Here is a 16,742-nt window from a genome sequence, read left to right on the forward strand (position 1 = left end):
TTTTCATTAAAAAGTTAAGATATTAATACATATTTATTTTCAAGTTATGTAAAAAGGTTGTTGTTAATCAATTATTTTAGAAATAACATCAGTAGAAAAACCTAACTGAAGTAAATTATTTACAACTTTCATTCCCTCTATTTTATCAATCTTCTCTTTGTAAATTTGCTTTCTTTGCAATAAAAATTCTACCCATATATTTAGCTCATCTCGTGATTCTTGGTTGTCAATTTTTCTATATTCTCTTGCCAAACTTAATAATTCATTTTCTCCTTCACAATCACTTTCTTTGTATTCCTTTATTAGATCTTCAGCATCTACTGACAATTCTCTTGCTATCTCCCACAACCTTTCACTTAAAAGAGTAACGCTACCTTGTTCATAATGATGTATTTGCGAAGGTCCCACATTAAGCTTTTTTGCCAATTCTTCTTGAGTATATCCTCTGATTATTCTCCACTTTTTTATCTCTTGTCCTCCGTTTGGCTCGTATCTCTCTTTATCAGCATATTCTTCAATTGATAAGCCCGTTGCTCGATAGATAACCTCAGTATTAAACCCTGCCTTAACTAGATTCCTTGCAATTCTTACTCTTGCTGCTTTTATATTACTTTCTTCTTCAGCTCGGACAGATTTGGTTAATGCATAAATTGCTTTGTGTCCTCCTGTTTTTTCTATGAAATTATACATTTCCTGGGTCTTAGATTTGTCAAAACAACTATCTTCTCTTAGCACCTTTCGTCTAGGAAAGAGATTTCTAATAGGAATTGATAACGCTTCGGCTATAACTTTTAGCTTTTCAGTTGGAATGCCGCATGTTCCTTGCTCGTATCTTAGCAGTGTATGATAATTTATGTTTGCTTTGCCTACTAAATCTTTTAGAGTATATTTTCTCTTTAACCTCCAGCTCCTTACCTTTTGTGCTATCTGATACCTTATCGAGATATTTGCCATAAATATTATATAGGTTAATACTATCAAATAAAGATATACAAAAACTTCTATGTTTGCATTTTAGTTGAATATTTCTTCACAATTGTGTATAATTATTAATGCTTTCTAGGTTAACTTATCATGGCTCTTTCCAAGTTTCTTGATCCGAAATTAGATTTAACATTTAAGAAAATCTTCGGCACTGAAAAAAATAAGGACATTCTTATTCACTTCCTTAATGATATCCTTGGCTTCACTGGCAAAAGTACAATACAGGATATAGAGTTCTTAAGTACTATTCAAGACCCTGATATTGCTTCTAAAAAACAAAGCATTGTTGATGTTCTTTGTAGGGATGAAAATGGGCTACAAGTCATAGTCGAAATGCAGGTCGCTAAAACTAAGGGCTTTGAAAAACGTGCTCAATACTATGCTGCTAAAGCCTATTCAAGACAAGTAGATAAAGGTGATCAATACCATGACCTTAAAGAAATTATCTTTATTGCTATAGCAGATTGTATTTTATTTCCTGATAAGTCTGAGTATAAATCAAAGCATACTATTCGCGATGAAGATACTAATGAACATGATCTAAAAGATTTTTACTTTATATTTATTGAGTTGCCTAAATTTCCAAAAACCAAAGAAGATCAGCTTTCAAGTATAGTTGAAAAATGGGTATACTTTTTCAGATATGCAGACGAAACTAGTGAAGAAGAGCTAGAGAGAATAATAGGAAGTGATCTAATAATTAAAAGAGCATATGAAGAACTAAATAGATTCAACTGGTCAGAAAAAGAATTTATCGCCTATGAACAGGAGATCAAGCGTATTCGTGATGAACAGGCTGTCCTCGCTCAAAAACTCGATGATGCTAAACAAGAAGGTAGACAAGAAGAAAAAATCGAAGTTGCAAAAAACTCACTCAAGGCCGGTGTCTCTATTGATGTTATAGCTCAAATTACCGGTCTCTCTCATTCTGAAATTTCACAACTCAAAGAAAAAACATAATATTCCTACTTATTCACTTTAACACTTATAAAAACCTTTTCTAAGTTAGACATGTCCCCTAATTAAGAATCTAGTGAACTGTCTAAAATGGCTATAAAGATTGCACATAGAATTATATAAATTACTATCATAACGTTACCCTCTTATTCAGCCTTACATATTAAAGATATATACCGTAAGTTTAATATTGATAGTACATTAACCATTTATTTCCCAATTCTAGTCTTGTACTTCTCATTCCTACTTCATCCATGTTAGTATTAGAACCATCAAACTTGCTAAGGGGATCTACCACCTCCACTTTAAATTCTATTATAAGCTTTTCACTATTTGGCATATTATACCTTCCATATTCTCATCTACTTACTCAAAGTATTTCCAAGCTTGGTTACTCCTACATCAGAAAGACAAGTTGATACTTTGTCCTTTGAATGGCTGTGAACTGAAGCATTACTTAAATAACTTTGAGGCTCTAAACTTATCTGCTGTTTTTTTGTACCATCAACTTCTAATCTACCATCTCTGTTGTGTAATATCTGCTCTATTGATTGATTTAGCAGACCCTTATTAAATTGAGCTATAAACTTTTCAAATTTCTTCGGACTTAATTTACCAGCTTCTTTACCAGAACATGCTTTCTCTACATATGAGTTGAAAATCCCCGAAATCTCATCAAATTTACCACTCATGATTTTTCCTGTAACTTCTTTCTGTATTTCAACAAAATCAATATTTAACCGATGCATTGATATGCCACTTTTTAATGCAGCTTGTTCTACTACTTTCTCAAATTCCTCTGTAATATTTAATGCATAGCCCTGCGCTTCCAGTAATGATACGTGCTGATCTGCTGTAGAAATGTATTTTTGACCTGTAACTTTTCTAATAAGCACATCAAGTAACATGATTGTGCCGTTTATATCTACTGGTGAATCAACTTGTGAGATTGGACTTGTAGTACTTGATACTCCGTCAGACAATGTAGGTTTAGAATCTAATAACCGACCTATTGAGGTTTTTACTGAACCGAACAAACTGTTTATCCATGAAGATAGTGCACTTGCTCTGCTTGTAGCTTTCTTATAGCGCACCTCTTCTGCCTTATTCACTTTGATTTTTTTTCTATTTATTGCAGCAATCTCTATGCCACCTACTACCATAACCTCTACATCATCATATCCTACTGTAGGACTTTTTTCATCTATCATAGACTCAATTTTACCTACTATAGCTTTTCCTTCTATTCTAGCTTTTGTTGTCTTTTCAATAGGTGAATAACGATGACGGTTCCCTCTATGATAAGCATGTCTTTTATGATGACGTATATGCTTTGGTGCAACGTATTCATTTCTTCTTTCTGCCTTCTCTAAAAAGGAAATTATGTTTGTGAAACCTTTATCTCTTGCAATATCTAAAGGCTTCTTACTATTATTGTCACGAATATTAACATCAGCATTTTTAAAAATCAGAAGTTGTAACAAACTAAAATCATGATTATTTTGAACTAAATAACCCATTAGAAGGACAACGCGGTGCAAAGACGTCTTGCCCTGGGTATCCTGAGCATTAACATCAATACCACTGTTAAGCAGCAGCTCTACAATCTTTAACTTAGTATCTTTTAGGTTATTAACGCCGTTATCAACAAAACACTGAGAGATAGCAAGGTGCAGAAATGTCTCGCCGAAATCGTTTTTAGCATTGATAAGAGTATATCTATCATCCCTGTTTCTCATACCATCAAGAAGAGCTTCAAGCAAGTTCGACTTATTCTCCTGGATAGCTTTTCTTATAAGTGACTTTGCTTCTTCAGGCCCTGAGGTTTTTATTAGCTGAGAATACTGTTTCTGTTTTTCTTTATTAAAGTCCATTATAACATCTTGTGGATTGCAAGTAGAAGCTATACATTTTGAGTTAGAAACTATTGTATCATTAAAAGCAAACATCATTTCTCTTGCTGGTTGATAAGTATTCCAGTTCTCTACTTTTACAAGAGTGTTATTTTTATGTGATAGCAATAAGGTATCATTCATAACTTTCATATCGAAATCTAATATAGACTTACCTTTCAAATCAACTAAACCAATATCATTCTTATTAATAGGCTGATTATGATAAATCTGTAACCCTTGTTCATCTGGTTTATAATACCTGAAAGAACTAAAATCATCAGCTCTTTCTCCAAATTCTTCTGGTTCTATAATTCTATTGTTTAGTTCTATAGATAAATCCCAGTTTCTATGAACAAAAGAATAGTAATCTGTGATATATGCTCCTTTATCTGATAACAATAGCAAATCATTATTGAGTTTTAAAAAAAGCACCTTATCTGAATCAAATGTGAAACAATTATAATGATTTAACAGATCAGTACCATTAACGCTAAATCTTCCATCTATTTTTAAGCTATGAGAACAATAATCACGCTCTAGTTCACCATTCTGAAGTTTATAATATTTTTCCCTATCAAATGTTACCGTAACATCTTTATAATCTGGTAGCAGGGTTACATTTAGTCTACTTTTGTTAATCTTTATTTCTCCTTCATTATTCTCTGCAAATTGTATATCATTTAATGTGCTATTTAATTGACTAAAGTCTAATATACCATTTGCTTGAGCAATCGTAATATTAGCACTTTTTTCATCGAAAAGATAAAGATGGTTTATATTACTTGGAGCTTCCCAGTAAAAATTATGGTGCTCTTTATCAGGATAAAAAATATGATTACTAAAACTACCTATAGTACTACGATAATTAGTACTTGATAATTGCTTTGTAATATTAAAGTTCCGATTATCTATTGTTTGCAACTTATCTAACTCATCATCTAATATAACATCACTACCAACGCTTTTTGTTATTTGTAGACTTGCTACTGTTCCAGTATTACTCTCTACTTTCGTTGGAGTTACAAACAAACCATCTGCTGTTTTTATTAATGTCTGTTTATCTACACTTATAGAATCTCCACTTTTATTATAAATATTTGTTCTGTCGTTAACATGAGTTATTTTATCTATATCACTAAAATTTATCGGCAATAATACTAAGCCACTTCCGTGAATAGAATCACCAAAATAACCTTTTATTGTAGCAAAGTTTTTTGCTGTTATTATATCATTTCCACCCTTACCATCTACATAATCTGCATTAGAGAACTTTATATAATTAGTTCTATTACTGCCGATAATAGAATGTATGTTTATTGAATCTGTAGTAAGATTACCTTGTGTTATAACTATATTCTTTTGTCTATCTGCTCCTAAATCACAAGAGAACTTCCCTGCTATGTAAAAGAAATTTCTACCTGAGTTATACACCTTGCAACTATCTAATGACTTTTCAAAATAGTACCTATTTTCTACCTTACCTCTTCTACCTCGATCACCATTTAAAATATCCTTTTCTTGAAAAACAACATTAATATTAGCATTTTGAGCTGTTATATAGTATACGCTTCCATACCCACGGAAATTCTTATTTCTGTATATAACCGCATTATAACAGTCGCTAGGGTATTCTTGTAAAAACCACTTTTCAAATGTTCTATTTAGTAATACATTACTATGATCATATAAGTTATCACATCCTGAGCCAATTCCATTTACAACACAGTCAGTACAGGGAGGATTATCAATTTGTACTTTAATATCGCTATCGTGTGGTCCGCAAACGACACTATAACTTTCAATGTTCGTAGGAATCACTCTAGAATTAATATCACTGATATGAAATGGATATGTAACATTCGTATTGAATCCAAAATCAAACTTAGTATCAACTATTTTTGTGTTAGTACGACAATAAACTCTGAGGAGTTGTATTTCCCCATAAACACGCTTTTCCTTTGTAACCAATATATAAGGCAGCGACATAACTATTTTATCATAATTACCTTTATATTGGCTTATAAGCTTTAATACATATTGTTTATATATACTTTCTGCCTCTATATCATTTTCTATATAATCTGGTACTTTTTTACCAAGAAAGAAATCCCAATACAAATCATGCTTCTCCTGATCTGTAAGATTTATGTGCTCTTCCAATTTCTCTACCTCAAGCTCTGCTTCTACAAATTGCGATATAATAATAACAGCAACTGAAATAGCAGTACCAACTGGACCAGCAAATTCTCCCATTACTCCAGCTTCTATTCCTACGGCTGACATTGTCTCAGTAACAATCGCAGGTACATCTGCAGCTATAAAAATGGAGTTAGTTGCGATGTTTAGGTCAGCAATCTTTATATCTACAGGATTCGTTGCACTTTCCCGAGCTTTTATCGACTCTGCTAACCCTAAAAATGCTGCAAAGTTACCTATAGCAGGTCCCATAACTGGGGCAAACCCCTTTAGCATTTGAGAATCAAGTTTTTCTCCTAATCCTAATATTTTTCCAGAGATTTTCTCACCAATCTTTGGCATTACCCAGAGATTTAATGCATCATAACCTAGGCCTTCTACATCTCCATTTGCTATATGTTTACCAACTAAAAATACTGTAAAGGCAAAACCTGCACTTTCTGCTACTTTCCCTATTTTTTCTGCTACCCCATATCCTCTGAGAATATTTTTGATTTCTTCTTTATTTTCTTTCATCTCCTTTACAATATCCTTGATCTCTGGGTCTATTGAATTTAGATCTACATTTTTAACCTTTGCAATAAATGCTTCTTCAACATTTTGGTCTGTAGCTTCACCTCTAGAGATTCGTTCAGAAACTTTGAAAAGCTGATCATAAAACTCAATATTCTTTACTCTTTCCGCTACCTTGTTAGCATTAAACAACTCTTTAATACGTTGCTCTTTTTCTTCCTCTGTAATATTTTCTTCATCACGTGAGTCTATGCAGTACATGCCTATATTTCTTATTTTTCTTCTTTTAGCTTCTAAACATTCCATTTGAGGCCCAGTTTCAAGCCTTAGCCTTTTTCTTGCACCACCTCTTTCGGGAGAGCTAATCTCACCTTGAGATGTGGTATGATAGACTTCAATACTTTTTATGCTTGCTGTAATTAAATCTTTATCGGACCTACTAGATTGATTAAAAACCATGGCTAAAAACTTGGCTGTTCTCTTATCAGTAAAAGATCTAAGAATTTTATATTTGTCACTCATCTGTTTTTCTGCATGTCCTAATTTTTTCTTTACACTACTATTAGCACATTTTAATTCTATGATAATTGGTTCATCTTCCTCAATAGTAGATTCATCTCCTTGCAAATATGTAAAAGATAGCGCCAGGTCCATTTTCCCTAATGAAGATATATTAGATTCCACATACACTTTAATCTCTTTACCATCTTGCGTTTTTCCATTTATCAATAACCCTTGCATTATTGCTTGAAAGTCCACTTCTCTTTTTATTAATTCCTTAAAAGGCAATAAAGCTTCTACTAAAGGAGATAGTGACTCTTTTAACTTATTTCCCATCATCTCTTCATCTTTACTTTCCTTAAGCAAGTCTACAACATCAATTCCACGTAATTGCTCAATTAAGCTATTTACGTCAACATTCCCTATTCTTTCAAATTTACCCTTGTATCTATTTTTAGAGTTATGAGAGACTTCTTTTATATTTATATCCTGAAAATAAGACTTATCTTTTCTTTCTCCTACTTCAAACCCACCTAGGTTATTCTTTACTCCTGTGTTTATTATCAGGTCGATTTTAACTGCAGAATCAATATCCAGTTCATCAATTGGAGGAATTTTATTACTGTCAAATCTCTTTTGCCTTCTAAGTTCTCTTAATTCACCACTACGTTCTATAATATTTAATATTACTGCTCTATCTTCCCCTTGATTGAATAGTAGAAATGTAGTAGCCTCTCTTCCTATACTTCTATCTTCATTCTGATAAGTGAAAATATTTTTATCTATACTATCCATAGCTAAAATCTGTCCGAACACTAGTTTGCTTAAATAGTTTTTATCCTTACTTGGTATCAAGTGATATAAGTTCTTTAGTTCTGCCTTTAAATTTTCCTTTGCTTCATTGCCATCAAAATCTTTAGCACCTTCTAATAATTGATGCACAAAACCTTGGGATTGAAAAATCTTAGCTTGTTCTGTCTTTACTTCAGCATAACTAATTCCCACTATAACCGCCTCTTCTGCTTTAGTTCTAATGCTGAGGTTATACAAATAACCTTTGTTCTTGATCTGTGTTATAGCTTCATCAGCAGTATGACCTTCTCCTTTAAACTCAACAACTACTGGAACAGGTTTAGGATTTATCCTACCATTTGCATCTTTTGTACGTGACATAAGTATTAAATCTGCACGTCCGTTACCTGCAGCACGTTCAACATAACAATTAAGACCATAACGATATTTAAAATTTAATGCTAAAGCTCCATAAACAAACCCATGATATGCTGCTTCTGAGTTGCCCAGTGAAAACTTTCCCTGATTACTTTTGTATATTTCGGCCAGTTCAAGAAAAATTTCTCTAATACCAACTATTACTTGATCTATACTCTTATCAGAAAGCTGTTTAAATGCACCTTCAAGACTTGTAGACCGACCTATATTGATCTCCTCAAATTCACTAGTTTGAGATGGAGAAGACACCAAATCCTTAAATTTTTCTTTTACTCTATCTCTTTGTTCTCTATATAGTTCGAATGACAGGTTGCCTAAATCTTCTTCAGTACGCATATGAAACGAATACTCATTTATATCTGTGTTATCTATGTCAGAGATCTCTAGTGTTTTTGCTATCTCTTTAAGTTCATCATCATTATAACAATATTTCCGTTTTAAATCCCCATAACCTGTAATTTGATCATTTGTAAAAGCTCTAAGAACCACTTGTTTTCTTCCACTTTTTTCAAGAAAAAAGCATAGTTTTACAATGCTAATCTCATTTTTCAATCCCTCTACTTTCAAATTAGTACGCTTAATATACACCTTATTGATGCCAAGCTTTTCTACTAGACCACTATTAGGAAGGGTTAAAATCGATCCTAATATGCTATGAATAAAAAACTCAGGACTAGATGTTGAACCAATATTTGGAGTTTCACGAAGAAATAAACTAAACTTTTCAGCAAATCCCTTAGGTGCATCGAAATTTACTGAGAGAACAGGGTTACCCTTACTGTTACCTGGATTAATTGGTTCAGTGAGTAATAATTCTATTAACTCAAGCTTGTGTTCAATATGTTTCGCTTCAGCTGTTGCTCTTGGCATTTTCTTATCTATTTCTTCATACTGTGTGTCACTTCCTCAAGTTCTATACTACGAAGTTTCTTTGCTGGACTACTTTCTTCTCCTTCTATTCCTCTCTTTTTGTCATTTTCTTGAATAAGATTATCCAGTAATTGAAAAAACTTATCCCATTTATCTTTCCTCTTTGTAAATTCCTCTCTTGAACAACACCATGTTATACGTTCTTTAAATTCCTCCCTAAATTTTACCATTTCATTTTTTGATGATATACATTCTCGAATGAAGAACTCAATAAATCCCCCCCTATCACCATAAATCAAATCTTGGCAAATATCTTGCCCCCTACTACAAAAAATAAGCCTTTCTTTCTCTTTGGGAGTTGCATCTTGAAAGATCAGTTTGATATTTTCCACATCTTCAACCTTAAATAAGTCTAGTAATAATAACCCACCTGATCCGCATTTATCTATTACATGTTTTGTGTGAGTACTAGGACCTTGCTGCCAAAATATTCCAAAGAGCTTTTGATAATTGTAATCTTTATTACCATCTATCATCTTATTAACGATTACTCTCAATAAACAATCATAACCTTCTTCAGAAAGGAAAGCCCACATATGCTGCGCTGTTTCCATAAAAAAACTCTGCCATGGCCAATCCAAAAAGCACTTTAGCACTTCATAAGAGCAGCTCTTGAACACTTCCATTTGTTGTTCTCTATCCATTTCTGAAAGTAAAAAGCACAAAACATCAATATAATTCTCCCTGGAAAAATCTGTAAACTCACTAACACAGTCACAACGTCTTTTTGCCACATATTCTGCAGTTCTTACTAAGACCTTATCTTTTTCTTCAGGAGTTAACTTTTGTAGGAAATATCTGGTTGCTGCTTCATTGCCACTAACTGCTGAACGTCGAAATGCATACTCATAATGAGTAACACTATCATCTTGACAATATCTTCTTATTATATCGCCTAACTGAGCTGTTTCTTCTTCTATATGATGGGACCAGAACGATACTAGAGGTGATTCATTTATTCTTATTTTCCTAAGATCTTTTCCATAGAGTTTCCTACCACTGATTTGTTTCCATAGGGTGAGAATGTTATCTTCTAAACAATAAGTGCATGCTAATCTATAGCGCTTAGCAATATCTAAATTTTCATCTTGCACTAATATCTTTGCTGTTTTCTCTTTATCAATAGTGCCTTGTGGTGTCCAACAAAGCTTGCTTAAGCTTGCTCTAGCATCTTTGCCACCTAAAAGATTTTTATGATATTGTTTCCATATGAGTATCTGCCAACCTATTGCTTCAACAAAACTTGATAGTTCCTTTTTTAACAATTCTGGCAGCGGAAGTTTTAGTACCTTTTTTATCACTTCATCCTCTACCTTTTGCCATTCTCTTTTTCTTTCACTGACATTTAGGATTGGTGATGAGAAGTAAAACTTTGACGCTAAATCCCAGGCATCATCTTGATTCCATAACGTAATAGCTATTTCCACAAGAGCTTTATGCTTAAGTGATGGCATTAGAGTGTAATTCATTACCTAACCCGATTAAAATACTCAATATACTATGATTTTCTATCGGTTCAAGATAAAACACGGCTAAAAAATTGTGTAAAGTTTAACGGCACAAAAAAAATTCTATTAACCCCAACTATGGGTTAGAAAGAAGTGAAAAAAGGCTGGAAAGTGGGTAAACTCCAAGTAATTCTTTCAATTTAGGAGATTACCTATGAAGAAAGATATTACAGAGCCCAACTTTCGAATGTGTGCCAAACCTTGATTCATCAAAGAAAAATAGCTCTTTTTCTGGATACTTGCCAATAACTTCATTGAGATTTTTTTTTGAATTCCTCTTGTTTACTTTTATCTTGTACGTTGTGTACTGGTCTTGGTGTAATATATGAAAATTTCATCTTTTGTATATGGCGGTGTACTGTAGATTTGCTGATATTTAATCCGAACTTTTCCTGGATTCTTATTCTCATTTCTTTAATGGTAATATTAGGATTTTCTTCTATCCATGCTTCAACTTGCTGTAGTTGAGCCTGATTTAATTTAGTTCTTTTACGACGTTGTGGAGGAGCAAACAGTTTTTCTTCTCTGCCAAATTTTAAGAATTTTATCCACGAAGTTAGTGCGCTTCTTGAAATGCAATATATTTTTGCTACAGCCGTTATACTATGCTTTTTTGCCGCAATTACAGCATTTAGTTTTTTTGAAACATATGCATTGTTCCTTACTTTCTTCAGCATTTCTTTTGCTCACTTTTTCATCCAATAATTTTGATCTTAATGCCATTTAAACCTCGCTACTTCACTTACTTTAGTATGGCTTTTTTTCCATTATTGTCTATCCGTTCTTTGTATAGTGGGAATGGGAATTGGTATTACTTAATAAATTTACTGATATCGGTATGCCTCTTTTCGAATTTGCCTTGTAAATTCCTTCCATCTCTACATCTTATTGACAGCTATGCAACAAAGCCATTCAGGATCTGCATTATTGTTTAACAGAATTTCGACAATTTCTCTGTAACCTTTTTGAGCTGCAAGGTGTAATGGTACACAATCCTGATTTTCAAGTTAGCATTTTCTCCATTATCTAGCAGCATTTTAGCTATCTGATTCACAATACAAGAGTTCTATTTAGAGCTATTTTCAAAAATCTTTGTGCTTTGTATATGTAGCTTATATTTGTTTGGAATGCTTGACTCCTGATTTATAAAATGCTATCATTAATGATACTACAATGTGTAAAGTGAGGAGGTTATGAATCTTAGACTAATTCAGGAAGAAACAAAAGAAATTCCATTTTGCACAACTCCTTATTCATTGCATTATGAAATTCGAAGGCCACTAATGGAAATGTTTGGGCTAGGGTCTAAAAAAGGCTGTTGTTCTAATCCGTACACTGGGAAGTGCATGATAACTGATAATAAATTAGCCCCTATTGTGCAGCTTACACAAGGAGTGGATGCGGATATAGTAATAGATAACACAACTAAAACAGTATATGCAAAAGAGATTAAAAATAAACAACAAAAAATAGATTTAATATATGATAAGGATCGTATTGGCGCAAAAGAAGTGCATGATATTCAGCTTCTTAAGGCTGGTAAAAGAGTAACAATACCATCTAAATATAAAAGTTTTGAAGATTATAGGAGAGAGCTACAGAAAAAATCTTCTTATATAGTTATAAGGGCTGAAGTAACACAACATTTAGATCATTCAGGAAAGCTGCTGAATGATCCTATAGAAAGCGTTGTTCATTATACTACTTTTCCTAAGTTAAAAGGAAATACCTTAGACTACAAGTATTTTGCTAGAAGTCGAGAGTTAATAGGTAGCAGAAAATCTGAGCTACAAGATAAGTTTAAAAACGTAGTAAAACTGAATGCCTTAATGGCTGCCAAACATAAAGAAGGATTAAGCATTGTGGTACCTAATGCTTTTTTGAGTGGTTTGAGTAATGATGAGCAAAAAGAAGCAAAAATAGCTTTTGTCAATGCAGCAATAGAAGCTGCTAAGGAAATAGAGCAAGATAGTGGAAAATACTCAGGATTTTGTGGGATATTTGTCAATACTGGAAATACTCAAGATTTAAATAAGCTGATAAGCGACAGTGGCATCAAAAGCATTGCTATTAATTATGGTGATCTTAGCGCGCCAAGTAGGGTATCAAAAGAAGGAAAGTTTGCAGAATCTATAATGGGTGAGGGAGTTGGATACGTTGGTAATGGTGCATTATCCGCACGAGGTAATATTGCAGTGGAGGAAAATCTTACTAGAAGAACGTTAGGAGAAACTGTGTTAATGTTTAGTGGAGCATTTAATGAAAAGGTGCTAGATAAAAATTGTTACAGGGGAGAAAATGTGAAATCTGACAGAGTACAAAATAAGACACAAAACATTCAACGTCACAGGTCAACTGTGTATTTCACTTTATCAGCATCTCTTTCAGCTTTGATTATAGCATTAGCATTTGTGACACAAACATATATATTTTTAGCAGCACTTATTGTACCTGCAGTAATTGGACTATGTGGGTGGTCATTATATGAGAAAGAAAAAGGAGATAAACCTAGCTCTAATATTCAAAATAATGTAAAAGCAGAGAGAGCCCTTGATAGTTATAGGGATACACAAACGAACTAGAGCACTTTGCTTATGTACTTATTTAATTTCAGTGTTTGCTATTTGTTTTTTATCCCATTGCTAATACCAATACTCATTGTTGGTAGGTCAAATAGGAGAGATTGCAGATGTAATAGTTTAGACTTAATCTGACAGGGTAATAAAGTAAGATAAAAATATAAACAAATTTTAAAGACCCCAGTTGCGGATTAGAAATCAGTGAAAAAGCCAGGAAAATAGGGTAACCTCGGAAAATTATTTACAAAATAGAGAGGTTACCAATGAATGAAAATATAACAGAATTATTTTGCCTGATCGACGATTTTTGCAATTCAGTTGACAAGAATTTTGCAGAAAAACTTCTACCAAGTAGCAAAAAACCAACCAGGACGCCAGAGATTACGCATTCAGAGATTCTTACCATAATATTGCTATATCACCAATCCAAGTGCGACAATTTTAAAATTTTCTATGTGCATTATTTGAAATTATTATACGAATCAGCGTTTCCAAAATTGCCATCCTATAGTAGGTTTATTAGGCTAAAATCTAGGGTTTTATGGTATTTAGTGCTCTTAATGCAATGGTTTTGCGAACAGTCAAAAGTGACAGGGATTTCGTACATAGATGCAACATCTATCGCTGTTTGCCATCCAAAAAGGACCTCGAGAAATAAAGTTTTCAAAGGGTTGGCAAAGATTGGAAAGACTACCTATGGGTGGTTTTTCGGTTTTAAACTACATCTAGTAATCAACGAAGCTGGCGAAATTCAAGGGGTTACGGTGACAAAAGGCAACATTGATGATAGAAAACCTGTGCCAAATTTAACTCAGAAATTGACTGGATTATTGTTTGGAGATAAAGGATATATCAAAAAAGATCTTTTTCACGAATTATTCGATAGAGGGTTAAAGCTTGTAACCAGTATAAAAAAGGGTATGAAAAACTCATTAATGGCGCTAAATGAGAAGATTTTGTTAAGAAAAAGATCGATTATTGAGACAGTTTTTGGCTCTCTGAAAAACAACTTTGAGATTGAGCATACAAGACATAGATCACCGATAAATTTTTTGGTACACATTTTTTCTACGCTTGTTTCATATTCCATGCAGCCGAAAAAGCCCTGCATTTCTAAGCTTTACTTCGTTGGCTAATCCGCAACTGAGGTTAAAGGAGTGTCAGATATGAGTACAACACAAGAAAAAATACTAAAATCAAAGTTGGGGTTGTTAGAGCCCGTCTTGAAACTGAGTAGAAAGAAGTTAAGAAGTATGGTATAAGATATATTTTAAGATGTACCAAGCGACATAAGTGACAAAGAATGGAAGATAATAGAGCCATATTTTGAACCTTAAAAGACCGGCAGAGCAAGAAAACATAGTATTAGAACAATTGTTAACGCAATCCGCTATATGATGAGAACAGGATGTCAATGAAGACAACTGCCTAAAGATTTTCCACCATGGAAAACCGTGTATAGTTGTGATTCGCGCTTAAAAAAAAGTGGAATATGGCAAGAAATTCATGATTTTCTAGTTAAAAAAGTAAGAGAGATAATCGGTAAGAATGAAACTCCATCAGTGGGAATAATAGACAGCCAGTCAGTAAAAACGACTCAAAAAGGGGATCGAGAGGGATACGATGCTGGAAAGAAAATAAAGGGCAGAAAACGCCATATCATTGTAGATACTGTGGGTCTTGTAATTGCTACTGACCTCAGTTGCGGATTAGCCAACGAAGTAAAGCTTAGAAATGCAGGGCTTTTTCGGCTGCATGGAATATGAAACAAGCGTAGAAAAAATGTGTACCAAAAAATTTATCGGTGATCTATGTCTTGTATGCTCAATCTCAAAGTTGTTTTTCAGAGAGCCAAAAACTGTCTCAATAATCGATCTTTTTCTTAACAAAATCTTCTCATTTAGCGCCATTAATGAGTTTTTCATACCCTTTTTTATACTGGTTACAAGCTTTAACCCTCTATCGAATAATTCGTGAAAAAGATCTTTTTTGATATATCCTTTATCTCCAAACAATAATCCAGTCAATTTCTGAGTTAAATTTGGCACAGGTTTTCTATCATCAATGTTGCCTTTTGTCACCGTAACCCCTTGAATTTCGCCAGCTTCGTTGATTACTAGATGTAGTTTAAAACCGAAAAACCACCCATAGGTAGTCTTTCCAATCTTTGCCAACCCTTTGAAAACTTTATTTCTCGAGGTCCTTTTTGGATGGCAAACAGCGATAGATGTTGCATCTATGTACGAAATCCCTGTCACTTTTGACTGTTCGCAAAACCATTGCATTAAGAGCACTAAATACCATAAAACCCTAGATTTTAGCCTAATAAACCTACTATAGGATGGCAATTTTGGAAACGCTGATTCGTATAATAATTTCAAATAATGCACATAGAAAATTTTAAAATTGTCGCACTTGGATTGGTGATATAGCAATATTATGGTAAGAATCTCTGAATGCGTAATCTCTGGCGTCCTGGTTGGTTTTTTGCTACTTGGTAGAAGTTTTTCTGCAAAATTCTTGTCAACTGAATTGCAAAAATCGTCGATCAGGCAAAATAATTCTGTTATATTTTCATTCATTGGTAACCTCTCTATTTTGTAAATAATTTTCCGAGGTTACCCTATTTTCCTGGCTTTTTCACTGATTTCTAATCCGCAACTGGGGTTACTGAAGTACACAGTGCAAGTATTCAAGATCGCGATAGTGCTCTAGATCTTTTTGCTCAGGCTAAATGCAAAGCCCCAACCTTACGAAAGTTTTTTGCCGATCAAGGGTACACAGGTAAATTACAAAATCGATGTTTATTGGAAACTGGATGTTTGCTAACAATTGCCAAGAAATTGGTTGATACAGGATTTCAGATTATTCCTAAACGTTGGATCGTAGAACGGACATTTGCCTGGCTTTCCAATTTTAGACGTATGAACAAGGATTATGAGCATTCTCCCCTCACTTCAAAAACTAATATCTTCTTTAATATGATCACTATTATACTTCACAAATTAGCTCATTTTTTGGTTTGAAGACATGCTCTAAGTGATTATTTTTAGCAGCAAGAGATATAGGTGTTTGTCCGTATTGATTTTTTGCATAAATATCAGCTCTTTCTTCACCCACAAGATAGGTTACTACACTCAAATTACCAACTTTAGCAGCTAAGTGTAAAGGAGTATTGCCATCACTACCTTTAGTGTTAATGCTGGCTCCTCTTTCTATAAGCTCCTTAACTCTATCAAGGTTACCTTTTTTACAGCATCAAATAATTCGCTGTTTGGGTTCTCAATAGAAACCTCTGTTATAGTTGTTGAAGTTTCTGTAGTAAGCTCAGATATTTGCATAAAGCCCCCAATGATATTAACCTTTCTTTACACTATAAAGCTGTTACTAAATTATATAAATTTGAGTATCTATAGCATAAGACCTGCTGCGAATCAAGCGATAAAAAA

The 16,742-nt window shown here is 33.5% G+C and carries 12 protein-coding genes and 2 pseudogenes; 5 read left to right on the forward strand and 9 right to left on the reverse strand.

All coding sequences use genetic code 11. The annotated features are described in order from the left end of the window. Nucleotides 1-63: 63 nt before the first annotated feature. Nucleotides 64-954: a WO male-killing family protein Wmk gene (gene wmk / locus ACQH21_RS04970; RefSeq protein ID WP_425384006.1), complete on the reverse strand. Its 891-nt coding sequence runs from the start codon at nucleotides 952-954 to the stop codon at nucleotides 64-66. A gap of 120 nt (nucleotides 955-1,074) precedes the next feature. On the opposite strand from wmk, the gene ACQH21_RS04975 reads away from it, so the two are divergent. After that, entirely contained in the window at nucleotides 1,075-1,944 is an 870-nt protein-coding gene (locus ACQH21_RS04975; protein ID WP_425384007.1) for an Rpn family recombination-promoting nuclease/putative transposase, read from the forward strand. A 181-nt stretch (nucleotides 1,945-2,125) separates the two neighbouring features. Here ACQH21_RS04975 and ACQH21_RS04980 read toward each other — a convergent pair whose 3' ends face one another. From ACQH21_RS04980 to ACQH21_RS05000, 5 genes and pseudogenes are all read right to left on the reverse strand, one after another. After that, entirely contained in the window at nucleotides 2,126-2,281 is a 156-nt protein-coding gene (locus ACQH21_RS04980; protein WP_167495309.1) for a hypothetical protein, read from the reverse strand. A 22-nt stretch (nucleotides 2,282-2,303) separates the two neighbouring features. Then, nucleotides 2,304-9,146 carry a latrotoxin-related protein gene (locus ACQH21_RS04985; protein WP_425384008.1) on the reverse strand — a complete coding sequence of 2,281 codons (6,843 nt, stop codon included), beginning with the start codon at nucleotides 9,144-9,146 and terminating at the stop codon, nucleotides 2,304-2,306. An 8-nt stretch (nucleotides 9,147-9,154) separates the two neighbouring features. After that, entirely contained in the window at nucleotides 9,155-10,675 is a 1,521-nt protein-coding gene (locus ACQH21_RS04990) for a hypothetical protein (RefSeq protein ID WP_149168922.1), read from the reverse strand. 214 nt (nucleotides 10,676-10,889) lie between these two features. Beyond that, nucleotides 10,890-11,437 (reverse strand): annotated as a pseudogene (locus ACQH21_RS04995) (IS630 family transposase); the annotation flags it as partial. A 155-nt stretch (nucleotides 11,438-11,592) separates the two neighbouring features. Beyond that, nucleotides 11,593-11,670, reverse strand: a pseudogene (locus tag ACQH21_RS05000) (hypothetical protein); the annotation flags it as partial. 237 nt (nucleotides 11,671-11,907) lie between these two features. On the opposite strand from ACQH21_RS05000, the gene ACQH21_RS05005 reads away from it, so the two are divergent. The 3 genes from ACQH21_RS05005 to ACQH21_RS05015 all read left to right on the forward strand — a co-directional run bounded on the left by ACQH21_RS05005 (nucleotide 11,908) and on the right by ACQH21_RS05015 (nucleotide 15,059). Next, nucleotides 11,908-13,296 (forward strand): hypothetical protein, encoded by a 1,389-nt coding sequence (locus tag ACQH21_RS05005; RefSeq protein ID WP_341810987.1) that lies wholly within the window; start codon nucleotides 11,908-11,910, stop codon nucleotides 13,294-13,296. Nucleotides 13,297-13,556: 260 nt separating this feature from the next. Further along, entirely contained in the window at nucleotides 13,557-14,429 is an 873-nt protein-coding gene (locus ACQH21_RS05010; protein WP_425383942.1) for an IS982 family transposase, read from the forward strand. Between the two features lie 318 nt (nucleotides 14,430-14,747). Continuing rightward, complete coding sequence (locus tag ACQH21_RS05015; RefSeq protein WP_425384009.1) at nucleotides 14,748-15,059, forward strand: transposase; 312 nt, start codon at nucleotides 14,748-14,750, stop codon at nucleotides 15,057-15,059. On the opposite strand, the gene ACQH21_RS05020 is transcribed toward ACQH21_RS05015, so the two are convergent. Then, nucleotides 15,003-15,875 carry an IS982 family transposase gene (locus ACQH21_RS05020; protein WP_425383942.1) on the reverse strand — a complete coding sequence of 291 codons (873 nt, stop codon included), beginning with the start codon at nucleotides 15,873-15,875 and terminating at the stop codon, nucleotides 15,003-15,005. The two genes, ACQH21_RS05015 and ACQH21_RS05020, sit on opposite strands and share 57 nt — an antisense overlap. A gap of 108 nt (nucleotides 15,876-15,983) precedes the next feature. On the opposite strand from ACQH21_RS05020, the gene ACQH21_RS05025 reads away from it, so the two are divergent. Then, complete coding sequence (locus ACQH21_RS05025) at nucleotides 15,984-16,319, forward strand: transposase (RefSeq protein ID WP_425384546.1); 336 nt, start codon at nucleotides 15,984-15,986, stop codon at nucleotides 16,317-16,319. Here ACQH21_RS05025 and ACQH21_RS05030 read toward each other — a convergent pair. Then, entirely contained in the window at nucleotides 16,285-16,512 is a 228-nt protein-coding gene (locus ACQH21_RS05030; protein ID WP_320109396.1) for an ankyrin repeat domain-containing protein, read from the reverse strand. The two genes, ACQH21_RS05025 and ACQH21_RS05030, sit on opposite strands and share 35 nt — an antisense overlap. Continuing rightward, on the reverse strand, nucleotides 16,509-16,634 hold the full coding sequence (locus ACQH21_RS05035; protein WP_255702879.1) for a hypothetical protein: 126 nt from the start codon (nucleotides 16,632-16,634) through the stop codon (nucleotides 16,509-16,511). Before ACQH21_RS05035 ends, ACQH21_RS05030 begins: the two co-directional genes overlap by 4 nt. Nucleotides 16,635-16,742 lie beyond the last annotated feature (108 nt).

Origin of the sequence: Wolbachia endosymbiont (group B) of Eupithecia inturbata, assembly GCF_964030915.1 — a bacterium.
Lineage (GTDB): Bacteria > Pseudomonadota > Alphaproteobacteria > Rickettsiales > Anaplasmataceae > Wolbachia.

What these genes read in the sequence shown, in the direction of transcription:
- ACQH21_RS04985 (WP_425384008.1), bottom strand. Translation starts at nt 9,146, where the DNA reads ATGCCAAGAGCAACAGCTGAAGCGAAACATATTGAACACAAGCTTGAG.
- ACQH21_RS05005 (WP_341810987.1), top strand. Translation starts at nt 11,908, where the DNA reads ATGAATCTTAGACTAATTCAGGAAGAAACAAAAGAAATTCCATTTTGC.
- wmk (WP_425384006.1), bottom strand. Translation starts at nt 954, where the DNA reads ATGGCAAATATCTCGATAAGGTATCAGATAGCACAAAAGGTAAGGAGC.
- ACQH21_RS05035 (WP_255702879.1), bottom strand. Translation starts at nt 16,634, where the DNA reads ATGCAAATATCTGAGCTTACTACAGAAACTTCAACAACTATAACAGAG.
- ACQH21_RS04990 (WP_149168922.1), bottom strand. Translation starts at nt 10,675, where the DNA reads ATGAATTACACTCTAATGCCATCACTTAAGCATAAAGCTCTTGTGGAA.
- ACQH21_RS05020 (WP_425383942.1), bottom strand. Translation starts at nt 15,875, where the DNA reads ATGAATGAAAATATAACAGAATTATTTTGCCTGATCGACGATTTTTGC.
- ACQH21_RS04980 (WP_167495309.1), bottom strand. Translation starts at nt 2,281, where the DNA reads ATGCCAAATAGTGAAAAGCTTATAATAGAATTTAAAGTGGAGGTGGTA.
- ACQH21_RS05010 (WP_425383942.1), top strand. Translation starts at nt 13,557, where the DNA reads ATGAATGAAAATATAACAGAATTATTTTGCCTGATCGACGATTTTTGC.
- ACQH21_RS04975 (WP_425384007.1), top strand. Translation starts at nt 1,075, where the DNA reads ATGGCTCTTTCCAAGTTTCTTGATCCGAAATTAGATTTAACATTTAAG.